Here is a 24,586-nt window from a genome sequence, read left to right on the forward strand (position 1 = left end):
CCACCCGGCCGCTACCTCGTTGGATCGTTCAGCGCGGTCGCCGCGACGCGTACCTCGGTGTCGGGGCGGGTCACCGACTCCGGATTCGACACCAGCATTCCCGGGCTGATCGCGCCGATGTGCAGCGGCTGAGCCGGAACGTACCGGAGTTGCGGACTCGGGGTGCTCCAGATCAACGGTGTCCCGTTGCGCCACCTAGGAGCTATCTCCACAGCGACTCGTAGAGCTCCTCGATCTCGGATACGGACGCGATTCGGGGGTTGTTGTCGGGTGATCCCGAAGCTTTGGCTTGGCGCGCCATGATGGCGACCTTCTCCCGCCACGAACTCTGGGAGATTCCGTATTGCCGTGGTCCGGGAACCTCGAGATCGGTGTTGAGGTCTCGCAGACCTGTCACGAGTCGCGCGGCGGCCTCGGAGTCGGACAGGTCATCGGTGGCGATTCCGAGCGTGCGTGCGCAGGTGGCGTAGCGCGCGGGCGCGGCGTCGACCGAGAACGCGGTGATGTCGGGCATCAGCATCGAGTTGGAGAGCCCGTGTGCCACAGTGAAATGCGCGCCGAGGGGACGACTCATGCCGTGCACCAGTGCGACGCTGGAGTTCGAGAACGCGATCCCCGCCTGGGTGGAGGCGAGCATCATCTGCGCTCGGGCCGAGGCGTTCGACGGGTCTTCGTACACGGTTCTCAGATTCGTGAACAGTGTGCGCATAGCGGTCAGCGCGAGGTCGTCGGTGAACGGATTGGACTTTCGGCTGACGAAGGCCTCGACGGCGTGCACGAGTGCGTCGACTCCGGTGTCCGCGGTGAGTCGTGCGGGCATCTGCATGGTCAGTTCGTAGTCGACCAGGGCGATGGTCGGCAGGAATGCCAGTCCCGCGCAGAGCATCTTCTCGTTGGTGGCGCTGTCGGTGATGATGGTGAATCGGGTGCATTCCGAGCCCGATCCGGCGGTAGTCGGTATCGCGATGAGCGGCAGGGTCGGGGTGTCGGTCAGGATCGGAGCCTTGTAGTCACCCATGGTGCCGCCGCGTGATCCCAGCAATGCCACGGCTTTGGCGGTATCCATCGGGCTGCCGCCGCCGATACCGACCACGCAGTCGAACTCGCCTCCGCGGAACACCTGGACGGCTTTGTCGACGGAGTCCGTGGTCGGGTCCGGTCGCACCTCGGAGAAGACCTCCGCTCGGACCCCCGCCGCGTCGAGTCGGGACACTATGCGGTCGAGGAACGGCTGTGCGGCGAGGTAGGGGTCGGTGATGATCAACGGACGCGACAGCTCCGCGTCCGACAGGACCTCTGCCAAGTCGGCGGAGCAGCCGCCGCCGATGCGGAGAAGCCGGGGTAGCGCGATAACGGATGACATGGTGGCAGTCTCTCAGGTGGTGCCCGGGTATCGAGGGCCCATGCAGGAGATGGGTCGACCGGGCGCGCTCGGTGAAATCGAGGGTGGAGTCACCTTCACCGCCTCGCCGGTTGTGCCGCGCCCACGTGGCGGTGGAGGAAGGCGATCTGGTCGGTGACGAACGCTACATGTTCGGGGCCGTCGTAGATGTCGAAGTGGTCGACGCCGGGGTAGAGGCGTAGTTCCGCGTATGGGGCGCTGCGGGCGGCGCGGATGGCTGGACCGGGGGCGGCGACTCGGTCCTGTTCGCCGACGCAGACCAGCCACGGGCAGTGCAGGGTGCGCGCGGCACGAGCGGGTCGGAATGGTCGGCCGAGTAGCCAGCGGGCGCTGACGCGGTTGCGCCAGCGGGAGTCCTCGCCGATCGCGACGACGTGGCGCCAGCCGTGTTCGCTGTCGGGCGCGTTGATGAACGCGGGTTGGTCGGGTTGTCCGACGGCGGGCAGGTAGCCCCCTCGGGCCGCGGTCAGTAGTGTGCGCAGTCGCACCGACAGTGGTCCGCGGTAGGCCTGCGAGAGGATGTCGAGGAACGGCACCTGACTGATCGCGGCGGCGATGCGGAGGTCTTCGGCCGCGGCGGCCAATGCGTTGCCGCCGCCCATCGACGAGCCGAAAGTGACGACTCGGTGCGCGTCGACTTCGGGGCGCGCACGGGCGTAGGCGATCGCGGCGCGCCAGTCTTCGAGTTGGCGGGCGGGCACGAACAGGTCGGGTTCGCCTTCGCTGTCGCCGAATCCGCGGTGGTCGAACACCAGCGCGGCGAATCCGGCGTCGGCGAAACGTTCGGCGAACGCTCCGAGCCGGTCGCGGCGGGTTCCCGAGAGGCCGTGTGCCATGACGATCACGGGGCCGGGCTCGGTCGTGTCGTCGGCGGGATACCACCAGGCGGCACACCGCTCGTTGCCCGAAATGAAGGTCGTGTCTGCGCGGGTCGTCATGTTGTCGAGTGTGTGCTGTGCGAGAAGGCAGCGCTGGCAGAAATTGGTCGCGGCGTTCACCCGGCCGCGAGGTGGCGGCTCCTCCGACACATCGAACCTGATCGAGTGATCGGGTAGGTCAACTGACTCGGTGCAGGGGTGATCCGGTCACGCTGTTCGCGACTCCGAGAGCAGATCGAGGCTGCCGGTTGCGGCCCGTCGACCTCAGGCCGCGGCGCGAAAGGCGCTGGGGCTCATACCTCTGTAGCGCTTGAAAGCGGCACTGAAGCCGAAGGAGTCGGCGTACCCGACGGCCTTGGCCACCTGGGCGACGGTGAGGTCGGAGGCGGTCAGGAGGTCTTCGGCCTCGTCCATGCGGTATTCGGTGAGGTAGCTCAGCGGCGGGCGTCCCATGAGTTCGGCGAAGCGCTTGGCGAAGAGGGCGCGCGATACTCCGGCTTGGGCGGCGAGGGAGGCCACGGTCCAGCTCCGGGACGGGGTGCCGTGGATGGCTTCGAGCGCGGGAGCGACCACGGGATCGGCCATGCCGCGGTACCAGGTCGGGGCAGCGGAGCCCGCGTGGGCGAACCAGGTGCGCAGGGTGCAGACCAGCGCCCAGTCGAGGAGACGGTCCATGAGCGCCTGTGAACCGGCGGCGTTGGTGGCGGAATCGACGGCCGCTTTCTCCAGCCAGTCGCAGGTGTCGACGTCCTCGCGGATGACGAGTACCGGGGGCAGGGCGCGAAGTAGGCGATCGGGGCGACGGCCCGAGGTTCGGTAGGCGCCCACGATCAGCGCGGTGGCCTCGGCCGAGTTCGTTCCCCAGTGGATTCCGGAGAGTTCTTCGGTGACGCATTCGGGATCGGCTGTGAAGCAGGCGATTTCGTATTCGATGTGGGGGCGGTTCAGCGAATCCGGGTGATCGGCGAGGTGGAAGGGTTCCGGGCCGCGCACGATCGCGGTGTCACCGGGCTCGACCGGCCTCCGGGTGCCGTCGGCCAACACCAGCACGCCGCCGCCGTGCAGCACCGTGACCATGGTCAGTGGGGCGCGGTCGGCGAAGCGGATGGTCCACGGTGCTTTCAGTACGGCGTGACTGACGGCCGAGCCTTCGGCTCGAATTCCGTTCAGGAGAGAACTCACCGGATCCATGCCACGCAGTGTAGACGAACTCCTATCTATTGAAGTGTTTCTCCTATGGATCGTCCACGCGAACAAGGGTGTACTGGACACATCGCAAAGTTAGACGTCACCGCCAGTCAGGAGAAATACATTGCCGCACAACGGTAGTGAGAACCACGGTCGTACCGCTCTGGTCGTCGTCGCCCATCACCGCTCCGATTCGCTCACCGCGCACACCGCCCGCCGGGCGACCGCGCAACTCGAGACGGCGGGCTACCGAATCGACCTCCTCGATCTCCAGGCGGAGGGATTCGATCCGCGCATGAACGCGGAGGACCAGCCGGACTGGGGAAACCGCGAGAAGCCGTATTCCGACGAAGTGCAAGACCATATGCGGCGCATCCTCGCCGCCGATGTGATCGTCACCGTATTCCCGGTCTACTGGCTGAGCGTTCCCGCCATCCTCAAGGGCTGGATCGATCGGGTGTGGAATTACGGATTCGCCTACGGCCGCAGCAAGTCTCGCCTCGCAGGAAAACGAATCCTGTGGCTGGGCCTGGGCGGAATCGCGGGCGACGATCCGGCACTGCCGGATATGCGGGCCGCCCTCGAAACCCAGCTCGACGCGGGCCTGGCCTACTACTGCGGCTTCGCCCATTCTTCGGTCGGCATACTCCCCGACGCCGAGGAACGCCGTCAGCGCCTCGACGCCGCGGGCAACTTCCTCCTCGACGACGCCAGCGCGGGCGCCGAGCGCACCGCCCAGTACGCCGAATTCGACCGCCGAGCAGCCGAATTCGTGGAGGAGTTCATCGTCGCCGACCGCGTACCGGCCTGACAGGTCGGGTCGGAAGGGGGCGGGCGGGTCCGAGGCTATCGGGAACTGGTCGAAGGAGTGTGGACGATCCACTGCCCCCTCCCGCGTGCTTTCGCTTCGTGCAGACTGGAATCCGCGGTGCGGAGCAAGGTTTCGGCGGTGACTCCCGCGACCGGGGTCACTGCCGCACCGATGCTGACCGAGACGTTCAATCGGTGATCGTTGACGGTGATCGGGATCGAGACGACCGACGACAGGCGGTGTGCGATGAGGCCGACCCGGTCGGTGTCGGCGGGAGGCGCGATGAGCGCGACGAATTCGTCACCACCGAGTCGTGCGATGAAGCAGTCGAATTCCCGTTCGAGGTCACGCAGTCCGGAGGCGACAGCGGTGAGGACCTTGTCGCCGGTGTCGTGACCGTAGCGGTCGTTGATGTCCTTGAAGTGGTCGATGTCGGCGAAACATATTCCGACCCGGTCGGTTTCGCTCGCGTTCGCGGTGCTCATGGAGGTGATCTGTTCGAGCAGGTAGCGGCGGTTGGGCAGGCCGGTCAGCGGATCGTGTCGGGCCTGTCGATGCAGATCGTCCTCGAGGTCGAACCATTCGGTGATTTCGGCACCGACGGCTCCCAGATAGTCGGGTTGTCGCCCCGTGCCTCGAATGTAGGTGACGACGAACGCCGCACGCCCGACGGTGCCGTCGGTGCGCAGCAGGCGGTGGCGCAGGGTGACCGAACCCTCTCGTGCCGGAACCAGTTGTTCGTAGAGCAGGGTGCTGATGTCAGCGCGGTCGTCGGGGTGTGCGAAGTCGTAGACCGATATCCCGCGCAGTTCCTCGACGGAGGTGCCGATCATCTCGGCCAGCGCCGGATTGGCATCCAGAATATTTCCGTCGAGATCGCCGAAGGCCACCGCGACGATGGGGCTGTCGAACAGCACGCGGAATCGCGCGTCGCGATGCAGGCCCGCGTCGTGGCCGGTCGGATCCGTGCGCCCGGTGCGCAGCGCGTGTTCTCGACGCTGATAGCCCTGACCGAGCGCGGTGACCAGTACGGCGAAGCGAACCGTCGCGTCCGGGCTGACGCTGTTGCCGACGAGGTCGGCCAGCACGCGAGCGGAGAGCGCAGGAACCCGGTCGTCACCCAGTCGCGCGTCCGCCAGTTCGGCGCCGACACGTGAACCGACGGTCGCGTCGAACGGTTCGGCATCGAGCGCGGTGAGCAGATCGATCACCAGGTCGCGCAACAGCAAGCGTCCCGGTTCGTCGGGTATCGGCAGATCCATCGCGTCGGACAATGTCTGCCACCAACAACCTGCCAAGCCCGCGGTCTCGATGCTTTCACCCACATTCGTTGTCGACGTGCCGCGCGATCCCGCGCGCGTCGTCACCGGCGGCGCAAGTTCGTCGGGCGTGAAGGTTGTCGTGCGACTGTTTCATCGGTGCACCCGATTATTGCAGCGACCACGCTTCGGCGACCTGCGGGCAGGCGGGCGAGCACTGTCGCCGGTGTGGGGCGAGGCCGTCACGCCATCCGTGACCGGGTTTCGCGCGGGACTGTTCGGTGCGGCGTCGCGATCGGAAGGTCCCCGCATTCCAGCCCGCCCGAATCGGGAGTCGGATGCGTCCGTCGATCGACCGGGCGCTCCCTGATCCGGGCCGCTGCGGCGCCTTCGTCGACCGTGATCCGGCCGTACAGCGGGCGGGTCATCCCACGATGCCTCGCTGTACTCGAGAGGGGCTGTTACGGGTTCACGGGCACGTCCTCGGCCGTCGTTCGGTCAGTTCGCGAGTTCGGCGTGCTTTTCCAGGAATGTTTCCACTGCGGCCGGATCTTCCAGGGGCAGTGGGTAGATCAGCAGTCGGTCCACGCCGAGTTCGGCGTAGCGCCGAGCGTTGTTCGCGTCCACCTCGACCGGATCGATCTGCATGAAGTTGATCTGTAGCCGTCCCAGGTGCGCGGGCCGGGGTACCTCGGCGGCGGCTCTGCGCAGGCCGTCGAGATGAACGATCAGGTCCTGCGGTGAACTGCCGCTGCCGATCCATCCGTGTCCCCGGCCGACCGCCCGCCGATAGGCGGCCGGGCTGTGGCCGCCGATCATGATCGGCACACCGTCGGGCCGTACCGGGCGTGGGTGGGCGTCGATGTGCTCGAAGTTCACGTACTTTCCGTGGAAGGCCGGTTCCGGCTCGGTCCACAGTTGCCGGATCGCGTCGAGGTATTCGTCGGTGCGCCCGCCGCGCTCGGATAGCGCCACCCCCACCGCGGCCATCTCCGGCTCGAGGTAGCCGGGCGCGACACCGAGCAACAAACGGCCCCGCGACAGTACGTCCAGACTGGCGGCCTGTTTGGCCAGCACCACCGGATTGCGTTGCGGCAGAATCAGAATTCCGGTGCCCAACTCCATCCGCTCGGTCAACGCGGCCACAAAGGACAGATGCACCAGCGGGTCGAGAATCGGGTCGGTGGGCGCCATCGGCGAGTCGGGCACCCGTGGGCTGGGTAACACCACGTGGTCGCCGACCCACCAGGATCGATAGCCAAGCTTCTCCGCTCGCCGCGCCAGCCGCGCGGTGTCGAGCGGACCCAACGTCGCCTTGGCACTGAGGCCGTACACGCCCAACTCCACGAACCCACACCTCCCTCGATACCCGTCTACCGATGCGGCGACCGCTACGCGATGCCGTGCAACAGTTCAGGCCGCCTGTCGATCCGCAGCGCGAAATCACCGCCACTTATTCCTGCGAGTCACGGCCACCGGGTTCGATACCGGAGCTACGACTTCCAGACGTAGACGAAACCACTGAGCGCCACTTGGGCGTTGGTGAGCTACCGGAAGCACGGATTCGGCCGAGAAAACAGGAGCCTGTCTCCTTTTATGGCTATTGCTCAGCTAGTCAATTTCGATACTAGTTTTCTTCACGAAAGATGTTCTCAGGCAAGGCTTATCAACATTCGTGATAACGACGTCGTTAGGTGAAATGCTGGCGTAGCAACAATGTGATAACAGGTGAAACCGTGACCGGAATTCTATGGCCGAACGCTGGATTCGGGAGGTTAATGGAGGTACCGAAACCGCTGAACACACAGGCGCTTTCGGTGTCGGGGAGTCCCGATTCAGTATCGACACAATCCATAAGGGGGAGGGCGTCATGCCTACCATCACTGCGGTTTCACCTGCGTCCGGTCCGTCGACCGGCGGCACGAGCGTGGTCATCACGGGCACCGGGTTCGGGGGACCGACCACGGTGCGGTTCGGTGCGACCGCAACCACATTCACTCTCGATTCGGCCACCCAGATCACCGCGATCGCCCCGGGTGGCGCTGTCGGCACAGTGCAGGTGACCGTCACCGACGGCACCGGTGCCAGCAACGGAGTCACCTACGAGTATCTGGCGGTTCCCTCGCTCACCGGTGCCACTCCGGGACAGGGATCCACCGCGGGCGGGACCACCGTCGTGCTCACCGGCACCGGACTGTCCGATGTCACCGCGGTCTCGTTCGGTGGTGTGCCTGCCACCTCGTTCACCGTCGATTCCGACACCCAGATCACCGCTGTCTCGCCTGCGGGAACCGGGATCGTGGTCATCACGGTGACCGCACCCGGCGGTACGAGTTCGGGGGTGTCGTTCGTGTACGTGGTCGTCCCCGACGTCACCGCCCTCGCGCCCGCCTCGGGACCGGCGGCCGGGTTCAACACCGTCACGGTCACCGGCACGAACTTCACCGGTCCGCTGACGGTGCGATTCGGTGGCACGGCGACTTCGTTCACGGTCGATTCGGCCACGCAGATCACCGCGATCGCCCCGCCGGGTACGGGAACGGTGCAGGTGAGCGTCGAAGGTAACGGCGGCGCGGGCACCAGCGTCGCTTACACCTATCTCTGATCCCCGGGGGAGGGGAGGCCCGGGCCGTCGGGTGGCACCGACGCCCCGGGCCGCGCGGCTCGTCGGCACGATCGCATGGGGCACCGAGCAACTCGACGGTCGGGCCGTCGAGCGCGACTCCGTGCGACGAACAGCATCATCGGAAGATAGGTAGATCGACCGATTCGGGCGTACCCGTGGAATGCGCATCATTGGCACGTGAAGCGAACGCTACGAAGAGCGCTGGTCGTGCTGGGGTGTGCGGTGATCGTCGTGCTGTACAACCCGATGGCCGCTCCGGCGCATCCGATGCCGGGCACCAACCTGCTGCTGGATGTGCGCGAGACAGCGATCGATGCCGAATTATCGATACCCGCAGCCGATCTCGCGCGGGCCAGTGGCATCGATGTCAACATGCGCGCGCGCCTGTCCGCCGACGACTCCGCCGGACTGGCGAACTATCTGCGCATCCATGTGCGGCCCACCACGCCGGACGGCGTGCCGTGGTCCGTCCGGATCGGCGACATGGATCTGGACTACGCCGACCGGTCGGCCACCGGTTCCTACAAGGAACTCGTCGTCCACGCGGAGTTGACCCCGCCGCCTGGCGTCGACATGCGGCGATTCGTCTTGGGCTACGACGCCGTCCTGCGCGAGGTCGCCACCCACATCGCCATCGTCTCGGTCCGTCAGGACTGGCGAGCCGGGCAGGTCGACGCCGGTAACGACGCCAGGCAGGTCGGTGTCCTGCGCACGGACACGGCGTCCATGACCGTGGCGCCTCTGCCGGTGGATCTGACCGATGCCGGTGTGTGGCGGGGATTGGCCGCGATGGTGGTACTCGGCGGCCATCACATTCTGGAGGGCACCGACCATCTCCTGTTTCTGTTCACCCTCCTGCTGCCCGCGGTGCTGATAGCCGGGGACGGTCGTTGGCACCCGGACAACCGCTGGCGTCGCGCCGTGCGGCACATCCTCGCTGTCACGATCGCATTCACCGCTGGGCACTCGGTCGCGCTCGTGGTCAGTGCCCTGAGTCGGGTGGAGATCCCCTCGGCCCCGATCGAAACACTCATCGCCGCAACGATCCTGGTGGGCGGCGTACACGCCGTCCGGCCGCTGTTCCCGGGCCGAGAAGCTGTCGTCGCCGGGATATTCGGGCTCGTGCACGGTATGGCGTTCTCGTTCACCCTGGCCGAACTGAAGTTGTCCACCGGCCAATTGGCGCTCAGTGTGCTCGGGTTCAATGTCGGCATCGAGGCCATCCAGTTGCTGCTGGTCGCGCTCGTCCTACCTTCGCTGCTGGTGCTGGCCACCACCCGAGCGCAGCCGGTACTTCGCGTCGGCGGCGCGGTCCTGGTGATCATCGCCGCCCTCGGCTGGGTGTTGGATCGACTCGGCGTCACCAATCCGATCGCCGATGCCGCGGACCGGTGCGGCACAATGCTTTTCCCGATCATCGTCACCGTGGCCGTGATCGCCGTCGTGGTCCTGGTCACCCAGGCGCTGAGACGACGGTCGCCGCTCGTTGTGGCCGAGATGGTTCCGTCGGAATGAGGCGTCGCGCCGGTCGCGGGATTCAGCTGGTGCTCTGTGAACTCGGTGGCGTGGCGATGCTTTCGAGGGATCTGCCCTCGGCGCGAACTCCGAGAATCAGGTCGACGACTCCGCCGAGGATCATCATGATCGCTCCGGTGCCGAAAGCGAGCGCGGTCCGGCCGGGGTCGCCGTCACCGGTGAGTTCGGCGAAGACCAACGGCCCGGCGATGCCACCGACCGCGGTGCCGACGGCGTAGAAGAAGGCAATGGCCATGGCCGAGTCCGGTAACAGGTCGAAGTCACCTGTCCGCGCGGCAGGCCCCGGTGGTCGCCGTTGCCCGGTGGTGCGGCGTGTGGTGAACGCGACGTGTCGAGTTGTGGCGTTGCGTTCCGCCCGGTTGCGTCGGGGCTACCCGGGTGGCGGATCGGTGGGTTCGAGTCCGGTGATCAGTCGCTCGACGAAGGCGATCAGTTCCGCGTGACCGAATGTGATGCCGAGCGACTGTTCGTTGACCAGGATCGAGGCGAAACTTCCGAGCATGATGGACAGGAGGACCGGTGGCAGGTCGTCGGGGTTCACGCCGCGAGCGCGCAGCAGGAAGGTGAACGCCGCTTGCTGGATCTCGCGGAATCGTTCGATGTACTGCGCGATCTCGAGCCGGATCTCCTTGCGGTGATTGGCCATTGCCATGAATTCCATGAGGAGTTTGCCGCCGAACGGTCCGGTGCTCACCTCCCACAGCGTGTGCAGCGGGAACTCGGTCGTGAGCGACTGTCGTTGCCGTTCGAGATTGGCTTCGGCGCCGCGTCGGAAGACCTCGAGGAACAGTTCGTCCATCGTGTCGAAGTAGTAGTAGACCAATGCCGGATTGACTCCGGCGGCGGCGGCGACCTTGCGTGTGGTGACGCCGGCGTATCCCTCGTCGATCATGACCTGCGTCGTCGCCTTGATGAGGGCGTCGCGGGTCTTCGAGTTCTGCGCGCCTAGTTTGCGAACGCCCACCGCACCCCTCCTGTGTTCCGCTGGATGGCAGATATGTCATGCATTTGCCCAAACCTATCACGCTAATGCATGTCCGAACCTGGGTAGGGTCGTTCGGCGAAATCTGTCGACTTCGGCTGCGCGATCCATTGTGGTGCAACCGTTCTCGGAGTCCTCACCGGACCGATCTCGGCACCTCCGTTGCCGTGTTTGCGCATAAATTAAACGGGTGACTAAATTCGAAACCAGCTGGTCAAGGACATCTCCGCAGTGGTGATCGGCGCCTGAACGGCTATGACCTGCGAATATGGTGAAGATCTGGGTTGTATGCGAAAGCGTTGACGCCCCAAGAGAGCTCGTGCTAAACAAGTGTTGAAACAAAACGGCTTGACCGAGGTTGCGATCGACCTTCGATGGCCACCGCCGAACGAACCGCGTCGTACGCAGCCCCGTGCCGACGCGAACTCCGCATCTGTGACGTGACCATCGATCATTCTGCCTGGTCGGAGCATATTCTGAGGAAATTTGCGCAGAATGTGTCCCTCGTCGACACGGGTGCGCGACGCTGCCGCGAATGCGGCGTTCGTCCCGCCGACTATTGAACACTTGCCTAAATCTGATCTCTCGGCCCGGATCGTGATCCGGCCGATCCGGTCATCGTTCGAAGGAGAACGTATGCGACCACCGCGTGCTCGCCGGTCCGAGTTGGCGACACCCGCCAGTAGCGAGTCCATGTGCGAGAAGGCCGCCGCATCGGGGGCCGACCTGGTCTTCATCGATCTGGAGGACGCCTGCGCGCCGTCGGTCAAGGAGTCCTCGCGCAGCATCGTCGTCGAAGCCCTGACCGGGCTCGATTGGGGCCGGACCACCCGTGCGGTGCGCGTCAACGGCCTCGACACCGAGTGGTGCCACGACGACATCATCTCCGTGGTGACCGGCGCCCGAGACGCCCTCGATGTCATCATCGTGCCCAAAGCGCGATCGGCTCGCGACGTGTGGTGGGTCGATGTCCTGCTCACGCAGTTGGAAGCCAAACTCCGGCTCACCCGCGCGATCGGTCTGGAAGTACTCATCGAGGAAGCCGAGGGGTTGGCCAACGCGGCCGAGATCGCGTCGGCGAGTCCCCGGGTGGAGGCGGTCATCTTCGGGGCCGGGGATCTGTCGGCGTCGTTGCACGCCAGGGTCGACGGGAACTTCCAGCCGCAAGCCGGCTACCCCGGCGATTTCTGGCACTTCGCCCGCGTGCAGGTGTTGACCGCGGCCCGCGCCGCGGGGGTCGACGCGATCGACTCGCCGTATACCGCCTATCAGGACCCCGCCGGATATCGAAGTAGCGCAACGCATGCCAGCGCTCTCGGCTTCGACGGCAAGTGGGCCATCCATCCGAGCCAGGTCGCGATCGCGCACGAGGTGTTCACCCCGACGACGCGCGAGATCGCCGAGGCCAGGGCCACCGCCGCTACCTATCGGGAGTCCGAGACGAGCGGCACGGGAGCGATCGGCTACGACGGGAAACTGGTCGATGCCGCGCACATGCGCCACGCGAGCACCGTGCTACGTCGCGCGGCACTGGCGGATGTCGAGCACGCGGCGGTCGCGCGATGAGCGAAACAAGCTTGGGCTCAGGACGATTGGCCGGCAAGGTGGCCGTGATCACCGGCGCGGCCTCCGGAATCGGACGCGCGACGGCCACACTGTTCGTGCGCGAGGGCGCGCGCGTGGTGTGTGCCGACATCAGCGGTGAGGAGAAGCAGACCGCGGCGGACCTGGGCGAGTCCGCGGTGGGCGTCCATGTCGATGTCGCCGACCCTGATGCCGTGAAACGCATGATCGCCACGGCGGTCGAGGAATTCGGCCGATTGGACGTGCTGTTCAACAACGCGGGCTACGGCGGCCCGCGCGGTCCGCTGACCGAATTCGACGACGACATCTTCGACCGGCTCGTCGCGGTCAATCTCAAGAGCGTGTATCTCGGGATGAAGTACGCGATCCCGGCGATGCTGGCGAACGGCGGCGGCTCGGTGATCAACACCGCGTCGACAGCGGGGCTGGTCGGCCAGAAGGGGCAGGCGGTGTACGCCGCGGCCAAGGGCGGGGTGGTGCAGATGACCAAGTCCGTCGCTTTGGATTTCGCCACCGAGGGCGTGCGGGTCAACGCGATCTGCCCCGGCATGACCTGGACGGCGCTGGCCCACCGCGGGGTCGGCGGGCCGCCGCCCGCCGACTCGATCCCGCCGCAGCCGATGAAACGGTGGGGACTGCCCGAGGAGATCGCCGCCGCCGCCCTTTTCCTGGCGAGCGACGAATCCTCGTTCGTCACCGGCACCGCGCTCCCGGTCGACGGCGGGTACGTCGCCCGATGACGACAACGAGCCGATCCCGCCGTCGCGCGGAGGCATGAATATGACCAGACCGTTCCGGTTCGCCGTGCAGGCGACCCGCGCAGCATCGGCGAAGCAATGGGTCGAGTTGGCCCGTCGCGTGGAGGGATTGGGATACTCCACGCTGTTCCTCGCCGATCACTACCTCGGAAAAGGTCCAGCCAGCAAAGAGGCGAGATGGCCTCCGCAGTATCTCGCGCCGTTGACGGCCATGGCCACCGCCGCCGCGGTGACTTCGACACTGCGCGTCGGCTGCCGAGTCTTCTGCGTGGATTACCACGTCCCCGCGGTGCTGATCAAGGAAGCCGCGACCCTCGACGTCCTCTCCGACGGGCGTGTGGAGTTCGGGCTCGGCGCGGGGTGGAGCGAACCCGAATACCGCGCGATGGGTCTGAAGTTCGCCGAGGCGCCCGATCGGGTCGGCAAACTCGAGGAAGCCGTCGCGCTGTACAAGGCCCACACCGGTGGGGAACCGCTCGACATCGACGGTGAGTACCTCACCGCGCACGGATACGCGGGATTGCCGCTGCCCGTGCAGAAACCGCATCCACCACTGATGATCGGCGGCAGTCGCAGACGCGTGCTCGGCTTGGCAGGCCGCGAAGCCGATATCGCCAGCATCAGCAATGTGCCGTTCGCCGCGGTGAACGCCGCGGGACGGACGCCGCAGCAGGAGGCGGTGTATCGCACCGGCCACGTGCGTGCGGCGGCGGGCGGCCGGTTCGGTGACCTCGACATCGAGAGTTCGCCGTTCTTCACCGCGGTGACGACGGATTCGGCCGAGGCGGTCGAGCGCATCGCTTCGCGCGTGCGCGCGTCCGAGGAAACGATCGCCGAGCACCCCAATGTGCTGATCGGCGACGTCGAGGAGATCGGCGACCGACTAATCGAACGCCGAGAAAGCCTCGGCGTGAACTACATCAGCATCCAGCAAACCGAGATCGAGAGTTTCGCCCCGGTCGTCGCGCGTCTGGCCGGGCAGTAGGAGGAGTAACGACATGGTGAAACGAGCGAGATTCAGTGAGTACAAGGACCGGTACGCCAACTACCGCTTCGAATTGACCGAAGAAGGCATCCTGTTCATGCAGTGCCATACCGACGGCGATTCGCTGGTGTGGGACTGGAAAGCGCACGACGACATGGCCGACGCCTTCGCCGATGTGGCGGGCGACCGCGAGATCAAGGTGCTCATCCACACCGGCACCGGCGCGAACTACAACGCGAACTGGGGTCTGCTACCCGACGGAAGTATGCCCGCCGAACCGATCTATCAGGCCATGCCCGGGTCTCGCGGACAGTGGAAGCTCGATGAAAAAGCCTGGTACAACCGCAATCTCATGTTCAACGTGCTCAATGTCGACGTGCCGGTCATCAGTGCGGTGAACGGACCGTGCAACATCCACTCCGAGGTCCCGCTGATGGCCGACATCGTGCTGGCCTCGGAGGACGCGTGGTTCCAGGACGTCGCGCACTTCCCGCGCGGGCAGGTGCCCGGCGACGGCCAGCACGTGATCTGGAACTTCCTCGTCGGGCACAACCGCGGCCGCTACCTGCTGCTGACCGGGAAGAAACTCGGGGCGCGCGAGGCGCTGGACTGGGGTGCGGTCGCGGAGGTGCACCCCAAGGACCAGCTGCTCGATCGGGCCTGGGAACTGGCCTACGAACTCGCCAAACGACCGCCGATGGTGCTGCGGTACACCCGACAGCTGTTCACCCACGAACTCAAGCGGGCGTTCCTGGACCAGATGGGGCAGGGCATCGGCCTGGAGACCTACGCCCAACGCGAATTCTTCCCGTTCGGCGGCGGGATGGAACCCCTCGACCGGGCATGGGACGACAAGCCCTGGTCGCAGAGCCAGTAGACGCGTCGAGTGCCGGAGGTACGCCATGCACGCACTGGACGGCGTCCGGGTTCTCGACCTGGGCACCTACCTCGCCGGACCGTTCTGCGCCACGGTCCTCGGCGAATTCGGAGCCGAGATCATCAAGGTCGAGCGGCCGAGTTCGGGTGACAATCTGCGACGGTTCGGCAGCGACACCGAGTGCGGCGACACGCTGGTCTGGCTCAGCGAAGGCCGCAACAAACGCTCGGTGACGTTGAACCTCGCCGACCCGCGCGGCCGGGAACTGCTGCGCGAACTGATCCGGGTCTGTGACGTCGTCGTCGAGAACTTCCGCCCCGGCGTCATGGAACGGTGGGGACTGGGTTTCGAGCAGATCCAGGAACTCAACGAGCGCGCGATCATGCTGCGGGTCTCGGCCTACGGGCAGCAGGGTCCGTACCGGGACCGGCCGGGCTTCGCCCGTGTCGCACACGGATTCTCGGGTCTGGCCTACCTCGCGGGTGAACCCGACGGTCCACCGGTGACACCGGGCTCGACCTCGCTGGCGGATTACATGACCGGGCTCTACGGCGTCGTGGGTGTCCTGCTCGCCCTGCGGGCCCGCGAGTCGACCGGTCGCGGCCAGTGTGTCGATCTCGCGCTGTACGAGTCGGTCTTCCGCGCGCTGGACGAGCTCGCCCCGGCCTACCAGCGCACCGGATACGTGCGCGAGCGCATGGGCGCCGACACCGTGAACGTGGTGCCGCACAGCCACTATCGCGCCGCCGACGGCGGGTGGATCGCCATCGCGTGCAGCAACGACGACATGTTCGCCCGGCTGGCCGAGGCGATGGGGCGACCCGAACTGGCGGACGCCGAGCGATTCGGTCCCAAAGCCGCGCGCTTGGCCCAGCGCGACGAGGTCAACGACCTCGTCGGCGCCTGGGTCGGCGGCCTCACCCGCGACGAGGTCCTCGAGCGCTGTCATCGGTCCGAAGTGCCCGCGGGACCGCTGAATTCGATCGCCGACATCTTCGACGACCCGCAATACCGAGCCCGCGGCACGCTGGTGACCGTCGATTCACGGATCGGTCCGCTCACCGTGCCGGGAGTACTGCCCACGCTGTCGGAGACACCGGGTGAAATCCGTTGGCTCGGAGGTGAACTCGGCGCACACACGACCGCCGTTCTCGCCGAACTGCTCCACCTCGACGCCGAGAAGATCGGTGCGCTACGCGCCGACGGCGTCATCTGAAAACCATCGACACAGAAGAAGGAAGAGATCATGGCCATCCAGGACAAACTCGCCACCGGCCGTGGCAAATACACACCGGACTATCCGGAACTGGGTACCGCGCCGGTCAGTTACGAAGACGCGATCTCCGAACAGTTCTATCGCGACGAGCACGAGGCGATCTTCAAACGCTCGTGGTTGAAGGTCGGACGGATCGAACAGATCCCCAAGACCGGGCGGTATTTCACGCGCGAGCTGGCCGGGCTGGGATCGATCGTCGTGGTGCGCCAGGCCGACGGCAGCGTCAAGGCGCTGCACAACGTGTGCGCCCACCGTGGCAACAAGGTCGTGTGGCAGGAACATCCGGCCGAGGAATCCTCGGGATCGTGCCGCGCGTTCACCTGCAAATACCACGGCTGGCGCTACGGACTCGACGGCAAGGTCGACCACATCACCAACCCCGAGCAGTTCTTCGACCTGGACCGGTCGACGCTGCGGATGCCGGAACTGCACTGCGATGTGTGGGCCGGGTTCATCTTCGTCAACTTCGCCGAACACGCCGAACCTCTGCGCGCCTTCCTCGGCGACCGGTTCGGCGCTCTCGACGCGTTCCCGTTCGACAAGATGACCGAGCACTACGGGTACAAGACCCGCATCAAGGGCAATTGGAAGCTGTCGATCGACGCGGTCCTGGAGTGGTACCACCCGCCCTACGTCCACGGGCGATTCATCGATCCGGACGTGGCCAAGGCCGAGAAACTGGTTCCGCCGATCGACTCCTATCACTACGACGTCTGGTCCAACCACATGTTGACCTCGGTGCCGGGACCGCCGCCGCTGCCGCCGCGCGAACCGGGGGCGCTCGGTCCCGCGCAGCGCAACCAGAAATGGATCTACAAGCTGTTCCGCGCCGGACTCTTCGGCCCCGACGACGTGCCGGACCTGGGTGAGCTGCCCGATGCGCTCAACCCCGGCGATATCAAGGCGTGGGGCAACGACTCCTACTGGCTGTTCCCCAACCTGTCGGTGCAGATCTGGGCCCGCAACTACTACATCACCTACCAGTACTGGCCCGAAGCCGTGGATTCGCACAGCTACGAGATCGACATCTACTTCCCGCCGCCCGCCAACGCCGCCGCGCGCTTGGCGCAGGAACTCGTGGCGGCCAGCACCATCGAATTCGCCATGCAGGACTCCAACACCGTCGAAGCGACCCACCAGGCGCTCTCGACCCGGGCCACCCGCCAATTCCACCTGTCCGACCAGGAACTGCTGATCCGCAACTTCCACAAGGTCATTCGCGACGCCGTCGCCGCCCACACCGCCGCGCACGACTGATCAGGAGACGAACATGAGCACGACGACTCTGCCCGACACCTTCCGTGATCTCGAACCACACGTCGCCGAATGGGCTCTGCCCACCAGGCAGGAACGCTACGACGTGCGCCTGTCCAAGGACATCGCCGAACTCGAACTCTTCTACGACGCGGTCGCCCCGCACGCGGAGGCCGCGATCGACCATCTCAACGGTTTCGATCTCGCGGACCTGCCCGAGCCGGAGACCCGGCTGTTGCAGTTGCTGTACTCGTTGATCATGGTGTCCTACCCGGTCAACATCTTCCGCCAGCCCCGAATCCCCGACTCCGGTGCCGCCTTCTTCGACACCACCGCCGAACCGGCAGTGTGATCCGATGGGGTACACCGTGACCGATATCGGCGAGACGACCGGAGTGGAGTTCTCCGGTGTCGGCGGCGGCGACATCGTCGACCGGTCGATCGCCGAGCAATGCCTCGCCGCCCTCGATCGCCGAGGGGTCGTGGTCTTCCGGGAAGCCCACGTCAGTGACGAGGACCTGGTCGAGTTCAGCAGGCTCCTCGGCCGCGTGGTGGCGTTGCCGCTGGGCGGGGAGTCGGAATTCCCCGAGATCCAGCGGGTGACCCGCGACGCCTCGAAGAGCAAACTGGCGGCCTACCGGGAGGCCACCTTCTTCTGGCATATCGACGGAACCACCGATGAAGTGCCCAACAAGGCCACCCTGCTGACCGCCCGGCAGGTCTCCGACGACGGTGGCGGCGACACCGAATTCGCCAACACCTACGCCGCCTATTCCGAACTGCCGGAACATTTCAAGTCGCAGTTGCGGGATCTGCGGGTCGTGCACAGCTTCGCGGCCTCGCAATTGCTCGCCGTGCCGAACCCGTCGGAGGCCGAACGCGCGATCTGGGATCGGACACCGGCCCGGGAGCACCCGCTGGTGTGGACCCGGCCCACGGGACGTCGATCGATGCTGGTCGGCGCCACGGCCGGGCAGGTCGTCGGCTGGTCGGAAGCCGCGGGTCGTGAGCTGCTGGATCGACTGCTGGCGTGGTCGACCCAACCGCGCTACGTGCTGCGACACACGTGGCGCCGTGGCGATCTCGTCATCTGGGACAACACCGGGATGCTGCACCGGGCACTGCCCTACAGCGAGTCGTCGGCGCGACTGATGCACCGGACCTCCCTCGCGGGTGAGGAAGCGGTCGCATGAGAACCGCGATCGTGACCGGAGGTGGCTCGGGTATCGGCCGGGCCATCGCCCTGCGGCTGGCCTCCGACGGGCACCGCACCGCGATACTCGACCTCGACGCCGAGTCCGCCGAACGCGTGGCCCAGGAGATCCGGGACAAAGGCCACGAGGCGATGGCGGTCGGCGGCACCGACGTCTCCGATCGCGCCCTGGTGGACGCGGCGGTCCGGACCGTGCGCGAAAAGTTCGGTCCCGCTTCGATACTGGTCAACAACGCGGGCAGGACCGGATTCGACAAATTCCTGCGCATCGACGACGAGCTGTGGAATCGGATGCTGGCGGTCAATCTGACCAGCGTCTACTACTGCAGTCAGGCGATCGTGCCGGACATGATCGATGCGGGCTGGGGCAGGATCGTCAATATCTCCTCCTCGAGCGCGCATTCCGGTCAGCAGTTCATGACCCACTACGTGGCGGCGAAGGCCGGGGTCATCGGACTCACCAAATCGCTTGCCCTGGAACTGGGTCCGCGCGGAATCACCGTCAACACGATCCCGCCGGGATTCGTGGACACCCCGATGCTGCGCAACTCCGAATCGCAGGGCATGCTCGGCGGCTCGGTGGACCACCACGCCGAACGCACCCCGGTGCGCCGCGCGGGCAAACCCGAGGACATCGCCGCCGCGTGCGCGTTCCTGGTGTCGGAGGAAGCCGGGTACATCACCGGCCAGGTGATCGGCGTCAACGGCGGTCGCAACACCTGACCGGCCCCGGCGCACAACGCGAGACCTGGGTCGCTCGAACAAGAGGAATTCCATGTATCAGAGAAGCGAACTATTCATCGGCGGTGAATGGGTAGCACCCGGTGGCGGCCTGTCGCCGCTCATCTCACCGCATACCGAAGCCCACATCGCCACCGCGCCGATGGCGAACCCGGACGACGTCGACCGCGCCGTGCGAGCCGCACGGGCCGCTTTCGACACCGGCCCGTGGCCGCGGACACCGCCGTCGGAGCGACTCGAGGTCGTTCGACGACTCGCGGCGCTGTACAAGCAGCGTCGCGGCGAGATGGCGGAGCTGATCAGCGCCGAGATCGGCGCACCGATCACCTTCGCCGAGCAGGCGCAGGTCGGCGTCGCGTCCTTCGCGCTCTCGGCGATCCGCCGGATCGCCGAGAACTACGAATGGGTCGAGCACCGGCCCGGCTTCTACGGCCGGGACATCACCGTCGCCAAACGGCCCGTCGGGGTCATCGCGGCCGTGGTCCCGTGGAACATGCCGCAGTTCCTCATGATCGTCAAGACCATTCCGGCTCTGCTCGCGGGCTGCGCCGTCGTACTCAAACCCGCACCCGAATCACCGCTGGACGCTTTACTTTTCGCCGAGCTGGCGGCGGAGGCGGGTCTGCCCGATGGCGTGCTGAACGTCATCCCGGGCGACGGCGCCGTCGGTGCGCGTCTGGTCGATCATCCCGGCGTGGACAAAGTGTCGTTCACCGGTTCCACCGCCAGCGGGCGAGCCGTCGCGCAGGCGTGCGCCGCGGGACTGAAGCCGGTGAGCCTGGAACTCGGCGGGAAATCGGCGGCGGTGGTTCTCGACGACGCCGATCCGGAACGTGTCGCGGAGGGGATCTGTCGCGCGAGCCTGGCCAACAGCGGTCAGGTGTGCAACGCGCTGAGTCGCGTACTCGTGCCCGCGAACCGGGCACAGCACTACATCGATGCGTTGGCCGCGGCGCTCGGGGCCCTCACGGTCGGCGACCCCGCCGACCGCGGCACCGAGATCGGGCCGCTGGTGGCACAGCGGCAGCAGCACAGAGTGCGCGACTACATCGAGGACGGGCAGCGCCGAGGCGCGAAACTGGTCGTCGGGGGAGCCGAGCTGCCCGAGGGCATCGACCGCGGGTGGTATGTCCGGCCGACCTTGTTCAGCGACGTGGACAACGATATGCGCATCGCTCGTGAGGAGATCTTCGGTCCGGTGCTGACAGTTCTCACCTACACCGGCGAAGACGAAGCCGTCGCGATAGCAGAGGATTCCGAGTACGGCCTCGCAGGCGCGGTGTTCACCGACGACATCGACCGCGGGCTCGCCGTGGCCGCGCGGGTGCGCACCGGCTCCTTCGGCATCAACGAGGGCTACATCATGGACCCGTTCGCCCCCTACGGCGGGGTCAAGACCAGCGGTTACGGTCGCGAACTCGGAAAGGAGGGCCTGGACGGCTACCTTGTGACGCAATCGATTTCCCGCGCAGCGCAACCGGTCCGAACGACCTGACGCGCATCCGGCCGTTCGGTGGACACCTGGGTCGCCGACGGTCGGTATCGGATTCGGCCGGTGGGCCGAATACCGCGCTGGGCGAGGGTGCGCCCAGCGTCGATCGGACACCGGGTGGTGCCGCGCCCACCGCCGCGACGAGATTCGTCACGGCGGTGGGACGGGACACGGCGATCTCGGCCGTGTGCTCGAGCGGCACCGCCGTCCACGGCGACGTCCAAGGGAGCGTCGCCGTGGCGGCGGTACGCCACCCGGTGTCCTCGATCTGCGACACCCGAGATTCGTGTACCGGAGCGGAACCGGTGCCGTCGCGACGGAGTGTGCCCGGCGCGACACGTTGCGAACCACCGCCACAACTCGGGCCGCGTTTGCGCCGATCACCCGCACCGGACAGCCACGCCCCATACTGAGGTCTACAACATAAAATGGGAGTCTCGTGCGCACACTCGGCCGACCGATCGACATCCTCATCGTGGAAGACGATCCAGGTGACGAGTTGATGACCATCGAGGCCCTGGAGGAGAACCGGGTCGGCAACACCTTGCACGTGGTCCGTGACGGGCAGGAGGCCCTGGACTTCCTCTACCGCACCGGGGACCACACCGACGCGCCACGGCCGGGGCTGGTGCTGCTCGACCTCAACCTGCCCAAATACAGCGGCCGCCAGATCCTCGAACGCATCAAATCCGACCAGGATCTGTGCGACATTCCCGTGGTCGTGCTCACTACCTCCTCCTCGGAGGACGACATCGTGAGCAGCTACCGCAGCCACGCCAACGCCTTCGTCACCAAACCGGTCGACCTGAGCCAGTTCCTCGACGCGATCAAGAAGATCGATGACTTCTTCGTCCAGATCGTGCGACTCCCCGAACATCCCCGATCCTCGCCCGGCAGCGGGCCGCGGTAGTCGCCTGTTCGCGCAGGCCGCCGATGACGCGGGTCGGGGCGCGCGAGACCTGCCTCTGAGAGACGCCGGCCCGTTCGGCGATCTGGGTCCGGGTGACCTCGGCGGGTTCGACCCCGACTTCCACGGCGATCTCCCGCGCGGGCTCTTTCGTTCCCCGGCTCCGCCGAGCCTCGGCGACGTGTCGATGACAGTCAGCCGAACGGTCGGCCTAGCGCAACTATTGGAAATGTGAGAATTCTAATCCGTATCTACGGTACGTGTGATCTACTCGATACGAGAGTCGCATTCTACTTACCGAGGTGCATCGCACGGCCGAGGAACAAGGTCCGCCAAGCGGACCACCTCCGGGTCTTCTCATCCCTCAGCTAGCTGATTCGGCTCTCGCCCTGTCCAACAGTCATCCAACGACGGCCGACCGAGGAACCCAGAAATGCTGATCAGAAGAGTTGTTCTCCCCATCGTGATCACCGCGAGCGCGATGGCGTCCCCATCGCTGACGGCAGGTACGGCAGCCGCCGAGCCCGCCGCCGCGGTCGGTTACACCGCCCGGACCACACCGGAATCGACGGTCATCGTCACCGATTCGGGTTCCATGGCAGTCCGCGACGGCGTGTTCACCATCGTGTCCGACCGCGGCGCGGTCCTCGCGGGCACCGAACTGTCGTTCCGCGTCGACGACTTCGTGTTTCCCATCGCCGCGCAGATCGACGGCAAGACCGCGACGCTCACGCCCCTGCTGGACCGCGACCACGCCGAGTACCGTCCGGTCGCGCTGCCGTACGAGGACAAAGCGCCGTTCAAGAACGAATACGATCGCGAACAGGCGGCATGGGGCCGAATGGTCAGCACCATCACCATGGGCGCCTCGCTCGGCTCGTTGGTCGGCGGCCTCAGTGGTGCCGCCGTGGGATGTGTGCTCGGCGGAATCGCGGGCGCGACAATCGCTTCGGCCGCCATCGTCGGGTTGTTCGGAGCCTTCATCCCCGCCGCGGCAGTCGGATGTGTCGGCGGGATGGTCGCGATCGGCACCCTGGGCACCCTCGTGGGTCAGCTGCTCGTGACCGCGCCGATGGCGATCATGGCGGCGGTCCAGTACTTCACCACCATCGCCGCACCGGCCCCGGCGAAATAGCCGCCTTCTCGGCCGATCCGCCCCGGTTGTCCCGGCGACTCGCTGCGGATCGGTCGATCATGAAGCAGCAGAACAATTCTCACGATCACAGGAGTACTGCCGTCATGCGCGAAATCCCGGCCGAACTGGTCGAACGCTACATCGGAGAAGGCTGGTGGACTTCCGAAACCCTGGGTGATGTCCTCGCCCGCGGGCTCGCCGCCGCGCCCGATCAGGTATTCGAAGTGCATTCGGCGACCCGGCCCTGGTCGGGAACCTTCCGCGAGGTCGAGACCGTGGCACGCAGACTCGCCGCGGGGCTGCGGGAACGTGGTGTCGGTGCGGGCGACGTGATCGTGGTGCAGCTGCCGAACTGGATGGAGGCCGCGGCGACCTTCTGGGCGGCCTCCATCCTGGGGGCCGTGATCGTCCCCGTCGCCCACATCTACGGGCGCAAAGAGGTCGGCTACATCCTGGAGAAGGTCCGGCCCGCGGTCTTCATCCGGGCCGAGCGTTTCGGGGCGAAGGTCTACGACCCGGATCTCGGCGCGGGCGTCCCCGTGGTCGGCGTCGTCGACCGAGATTTCGACGAACTGCTCGCCGACCGGCCGATGACGGGCGTCGGCTCGACGGATCCAGCCGGGCCCGCGGTCATCGCGTTCACCTCGGGCACCACCAGCGATCCCAAGGGGGTCGTGCACAGCCACCGCACGCTCGTCTTCGAGACGCGCCAACTCGCCGAACGCTATCCGGCCGATTTCGATCGCCAGATCACCGCGGCGCCGTTGGGCCACTTCATCGGCATGCTCAGCGCCCTGCTGATCCCGGTGGTGCAGGGCTGGCCGATCCACCTGCTCGACGTCTGGAATCCGCGAACGGTGCTGGCATTGATGGCCGAGCGGAATCTCGTCGTGGGCGGCGGAGTCCCGTACTACCTGACCAGTCTTCTGGACGAACCGGAGTTCACGCCCGCGCACCTTGCCAATATGCGGTACGCGGGAATGGGCGGCGCTTCGGTGCCCGCCGCGGTCACCGAACGACTCACCGCGCTCGGCATCACCGTGGTCAGGTCCTACGGGACGACCGAACACCCGTCGATCACCGCGTCGCGATACACCGCGCCGGTCGACAAGCGGCTCTACACCGACGGCGCCGCGACGACCGGTGTGGAGCTACGCCTCGCCGCCGACGGTGAGATCCTCAGTCGCGGTCCGGATCTGTGCCTCGGATACCTCGACGACGAACTCACCGCCCGGGTCTTCGACGCCGAGGGCTGGTATCACACCGGCGACATCGGCGAACTCGACGCGGACGGCTACCTGAGTATCACCGACCGCAAATCCGACATCATCATCCGCGGCGGCGAGAACATCAGCGCCCTCGAGGTGGAGGAAGCACTCGTCGCCATGCCCGAGATCGCCGAGGCGGCCGCAGTCGCCTCGCCGGACGAACGGCTCGGCGAACATGTCGCGGCCGTGATCCGCCTCGTCCCCGGCGCGGCCGCACCGACCTTGGAATCGGTCGGCGCGCATTTCGCGTCGAAGGGTCTGGCCAAGCAGAAATGGCCGGAAGAGATCGTCGTGGTCGCGGATTTCCCGCGCACGGCCAGCGGCAAGATCCAGAAGTTCCGTATTCGCGAGCAACTACGAGAGCGAATCCGCGACACCGCGGCGAACGCACCCCGGTAGTCGCCGCCATGTCGC

24 protein-coding genes are annotated in these 24,586 nt (G+C 66.4%); 16 read left to right on the forward strand and 8 right to left on the reverse strand.

Annotated features, from left to right (window positions below):
- Positions 1 to 11: 11 nt before the first annotated feature.
- The 4 genes from JZ792_RS00710 to JZ792_RS00725 form a co-directional block, all read right to left on the reverse strand.
- Positions 12 to 212, reverse strand: coding sequence for a hypothetical protein (locus JZ792_RS00710; RefSeq protein ID WP_216905615.1), 201 nt, complete (start codon positions 210 to 212; stop codon positions 12 to 14).
- A complete protein-coding gene (locus tag JZ792_RS00715; RefSeq protein WP_216905617.1) occupies positions 203 to 1,363 on the reverse strand; it encodes an iron-containing alcohol dehydrogenase in 1,161 nt (386 codons plus the stop codon). Before JZ792_RS00715 ends, JZ792_RS00710 begins: the two co-directional genes overlap by 10 nt.
- Before the next feature lie 95 nt (positions 1,364 to 1,458).
- A complete protein-coding gene (locus JZ792_RS00720; RefSeq protein ID WP_216905619.1) occupies positions 1,459 to 2,340 on the reverse strand; it encodes an alpha/beta hydrolase in 882 nt (293 codons plus the stop codon).
- A gap of 204 nt (positions 2,341 to 2,544) precedes the next feature.
- Positions 2,545 to 3,471 (reverse strand): AraC family transcriptional regulator, encoded by a 927-nt coding sequence (locus JZ792_RS00725; protein ID WP_216905621.1) that lies wholly within the window; start codon positions 3,469 to 3,471, stop codon positions 2,545 to 2,547.
- Between the two features lie 121 nt (positions 3,472 to 3,592).
- Between JZ792_RS00725 and JZ792_RS00730 the strand changes: the two genes are divergently transcribed.
- The gene (locus JZ792_RS00730; protein WP_216905623.1) at positions 3,593 to 4,279 is read left to right on the forward strand and encodes an NAD(P)H oxidoreductase; all 687 of its coding nucleotides are present in this window, start codon (positions 3,593 to 3,595) and stop codon (positions 4,277 to 4,279) included.
- A gap of 35 nt (positions 4,280 to 4,314) precedes the next feature.
- On the opposite strand, the gene JZ792_RS00735 is transcribed toward JZ792_RS00730, so the two are convergent.
- Entirely contained in the window at positions 4,315 to 5,604 is a 1,290-nt protein-coding gene (locus JZ792_RS00735; RefSeq protein WP_308165089.1) for a diguanylate cyclase domain-containing protein, read from the reverse strand.
- Between the two features lie 432 nt (positions 5,605 to 6,036).
- A complete protein-coding gene (locus tag JZ792_RS00740) occupies positions 6,037 to 6,885 on the reverse strand; it encodes an LLM class F420-dependent oxidoreductase (protein WP_216905625.1) in 849 nt (282 codons plus the stop codon).
- Between the two features lie 523 nt (positions 6,886 to 7,408).
- Here JZ792_RS00740 and JZ792_RS00745 point away from each other — a divergent pair.
- Together JZ792_RS00745 and JZ792_RS42860 are read left to right on the forward strand one after the other, a co-directional pair.
- On the forward strand, positions 7,409 to 8,143 hold the full coding sequence (locus tag JZ792_RS00745; protein ID WP_216905627.1) for an IPT/TIG domain-containing protein: 735 nt from the start codon (positions 7,409 to 7,411) through the stop codon (positions 8,141 to 8,143).
- Positions 8,144 to 8,341: 198 nt separating this feature from the next.
- Entirely contained in the window at positions 8,342 to 9,679 is a 1,338-nt protein-coding gene (locus JZ792_RS42860) for a HupE/UreJ family protein (protein ID WP_216905629.1), read from the forward strand.
- Positions 9,680 to 9,701: 22 nt separating this feature from the next.
- Here JZ792_RS42860 and JZ792_RS00755 read toward each other — a convergent pair whose 3' ends face one another.
- Entirely contained in the window at positions 9,702 to 9,935 is a 234-nt protein-coding gene (locus tag JZ792_RS00755; protein WP_216905631.1) for a hypothetical protein, read from the reverse strand.
- 135 nt (positions 9,936 to 10,070) lie between these two features.
- On the reverse strand, positions 10,071 to 10,664 hold the full coding sequence (locus JZ792_RS00760) for a TetR/AcrR family transcriptional regulator (RefSeq protein ID WP_308165090.1): 594 nt from the start codon (positions 10,662 to 10,664) through the stop codon (positions 10,071 to 10,073).
- A gap of 654 nt (positions 10,665 to 11,318) precedes the next feature.
- Between JZ792_RS00760 and JZ792_RS00765 the strand changes: the two genes are divergently transcribed.
- From JZ792_RS00765 to JZ792_RS00825, 13 genes are all read left to right on the forward strand, one after another.
- Positions 11,319 to 12,248, forward strand: a complete 930-nt coding sequence (locus JZ792_RS00765) for an HpcH/HpaI aldolase/citrate lyase family protein (protein ID WP_216905633.1) — start codon at positions 11,319 to 11,321, stop codon at positions 12,246 to 12,248.
- Positions 12,245 to 13,006 (forward strand): SDR family NAD(P)-dependent oxidoreductase, encoded by a 762-nt coding sequence (locus JZ792_RS00770; protein WP_216905635.1) that lies wholly within the window; start codon positions 12,245 to 12,247, stop codon positions 13,004 to 13,006. Before JZ792_RS00765 ends, JZ792_RS00770 begins: the two co-directional genes overlap by 4 nt.
- A gap of 40 nt (positions 13,007 to 13,046) precedes the next feature.
- A complete protein-coding gene (locus JZ792_RS00775; protein ID WP_216905637.1) occupies positions 13,047 to 14,009 on the forward strand; it encodes a TIGR03621 family F420-dependent LLM class oxidoreductase in 963 nt (320 codons plus the stop codon).
- Between the two features lie 13 nt (positions 14,010 to 14,022).
- Positions 14,023 to 14,886: an enoyl-CoA hydratase/isomerase family protein gene (locus JZ792_RS00780; protein ID WP_216905639.1), complete on the forward strand. Its 864-nt coding sequence runs from the start codon at positions 14,023 to 14,025 to the stop codon at positions 14,884 to 14,886.
- A 25-nt stretch (positions 14,887 to 14,911) separates the two neighbouring features.
- Positions 14,912 to 16,102, forward strand: a complete 1,191-nt coding sequence (locus JZ792_RS00785; protein WP_216905641.1) for a CaiB/BaiF CoA transferase family protein — start codon at positions 14,912 to 14,914, stop codon at positions 16,100 to 16,102.
- A gap of 30 nt (positions 16,103 to 16,132) precedes the next feature.
- On the forward strand, positions 16,133 to 17,419 hold the full coding sequence (locus JZ792_RS00790) for an aromatic ring-hydroxylating oxygenase subunit alpha (RefSeq protein ID WP_254189078.1): 1,287 nt from the start codon (positions 16,133 to 16,135) through the stop codon (positions 17,417 to 17,419).
- Positions 17,420 to 17,432: 13 nt separating this feature from the next.
- Complete coding sequence (locus JZ792_RS00795) at positions 17,433 to 17,768, forward strand: hypothetical protein (RefSeq protein ID WP_216905643.1); 336 nt, start codon at positions 17,433 to 17,435, stop codon at positions 17,766 to 17,768.
- A 4-nt stretch (positions 17,769 to 17,772) separates the two neighbouring features.
- Positions 17,773 to 18,609: a TauD/TfdA dioxygenase family protein gene (locus tag JZ792_RS00800; RefSeq protein WP_216905645.1), complete on the forward strand. Its 837-nt coding sequence runs from the start codon at positions 17,773 to 17,775 to the stop codon at positions 18,607 to 18,609.
- A complete protein-coding gene (locus tag JZ792_RS00805; RefSeq protein WP_216905647.1) occupies positions 18,606 to 19,352 on the forward strand; it encodes an SDR family NAD(P)-dependent oxidoreductase in 747 nt (248 codons plus the stop codon). Before JZ792_RS00800 ends, JZ792_RS00805 begins: the two co-directional genes overlap by 4 nt.
- Before the next feature lie 52 nt (positions 19,353 to 19,404).
- Positions 19,405 to 20,865 carry an aldehyde dehydrogenase gene (locus JZ792_RS00810; protein WP_216905649.1) on the forward strand — a complete coding sequence of 487 codons (1,461 nt, stop codon included), beginning with the start codon at positions 19,405 to 19,407 and terminating at the stop codon, positions 20,863 to 20,865.
- Positions 20,866 to 21,301: 436 nt separating this feature from the next.
- Positions 21,302 to 21,772, forward strand: coding sequence for a response regulator (locus JZ792_RS00815; RefSeq protein ID WP_216905651.1), 471 nt, complete (start codon positions 21,302 to 21,304; stop codon positions 21,770 to 21,772).
- 430 nt (positions 21,773 to 22,202) lie between these two features.
- Positions 22,203 to 22,904 (forward strand): DUF8020 domain-containing protein, encoded by a 702-nt coding sequence (locus JZ792_RS00820; protein WP_216905653.1) that lies wholly within the window; start codon positions 22,203 to 22,205, stop codon positions 22,902 to 22,904.
- A gap of 104 nt (positions 22,905 to 23,008) precedes the next feature.
- On the forward strand, positions 23,009 to 24,571 hold the full coding sequence (locus JZ792_RS00825) for an AMP-binding protein (RefSeq protein ID WP_216905655.1): 1,563 nt from the start codon (positions 23,009 to 23,011) through the stop codon (positions 24,569 to 24,571).
- The last annotated feature ends 15 nt before the right edge of the window (positions 24,572 to 24,586 follow it).

Source organism: Nocardia noduli (assembly GCF_019038455.1).
Taxonomy (GTDB): Bacteria; Actinomycetota; Actinomycetes; order Mycobacteriales; family Mycobacteriaceae; genus Nocardia; species Nocardia noduli.

Bases quoted from the DNA above. Each gene is read 5' to 3' on its own strand.
- JZ792_RS00770 (WP_216905635.1), top strand. From the start codon at position 12,245: ATGAGCGAAACAAGCTTGGGCTCAGGACGATTGGCCGGCAAGGTGGCC.
- JZ792_RS00725 (WP_216905621.1), bottom strand. From the start codon at position 3,471: ATGGATCCGGTGAGTTCTCTCCTGAACGGAATTCGAGCCGAAGGCTCG.
- JZ792_RS00795 (WP_216905643.1), top strand. From the start codon at position 17,433: ATGAGCACGACGACTCTGCCCGACACCTTCCGTGATCTCGAACCACAC.
- JZ792_RS00825 (WP_216905655.1), top strand. From the start codon at position 23,009: ATGCGCGAAATCCCGGCCGAACTGGTCGAACGCTACATCGGAGAAGGC.
- JZ792_RS00780 (WP_216905639.1), top strand. From the start codon at position 14,023: ATGGTGAAACGAGCGAGATTCAGTGAGTACAAGGACCGGTACGCCAAC.
- JZ792_RS00775 (WP_216905637.1), top strand. From the start codon at position 13,047: ATGACCAGACCGTTCCGGTTCGCCGTGCAGGCGACCCGCGCAGCATCG.
- JZ792_RS00820 (WP_216905653.1), top strand. From the start codon at position 22,203: ATGCTGATCAGAAGAGTTGTTCTCCCCATCGTGATCACCGCGAGCGCG.
- JZ792_RS00765 (WP_216905633.1), top strand. From the start codon at position 11,319: ATGCGACCACCGCGTGCTCGCCGGTCCGAGTTGGCGACACCCGCCAGT.
- JZ792_RS00800 (WP_216905645.1), top strand. From the start codon at position 17,773: ATGGGGTACACCGTGACCGATATCGGCGAGACGACCGGAGTGGAGTTC.
- JZ792_RS00720 (WP_216905619.1), bottom strand. From the start codon at position 2,340: ATGACGACCCGCGCAGACACGACCTTCATTTCGGGCAACGAGCGGTGT.
- JZ792_RS00785 (WP_216905641.1), top strand. From the start codon at position 14,912: ATGCACGCACTGGACGGCGTCCGGGTTCTCGACCTGGGCACCTACCTC.
- JZ792_RS00715 (WP_216905617.1), bottom strand. From the start codon at position 1,363: ATGTCATCCGTTATCGCGCTACCCCGGCTTCTCCGCATCGGCGGCGGC.
- JZ792_RS00745 (WP_216905627.1), top strand. From the start codon at position 7,409: ATGCCTACCATCACTGCGGTTTCACCTGCGTCCGGTCCGTCGACCGGC.
- JZ792_RS00805 (WP_216905647.1), top strand. From the start codon at position 18,606: ATGAGAACCGCGATCGTGACCGGAGGTGGCTCGGGTATCGGCCGGGCC.
- JZ792_RS00790 (WP_254189078.1), top strand. From the start codon at position 16,133: ATGGCCATCCAGGACAAACTCGCCACCGGCCGTGGCAAATACACACCG.
- JZ792_RS00755 (WP_216905631.1), bottom strand. From the start codon at position 9,935: ATGGCCATTGCCTTCTTCTACGCCGTCGGCACCGCGGTCGGTGGCATC.
- JZ792_RS00810 (WP_216905649.1), top strand. From the start codon at position 19,405: ATGTATCAGAGAAGCGAACTATTCATCGGCGGTGAATGGGTAGCACCC.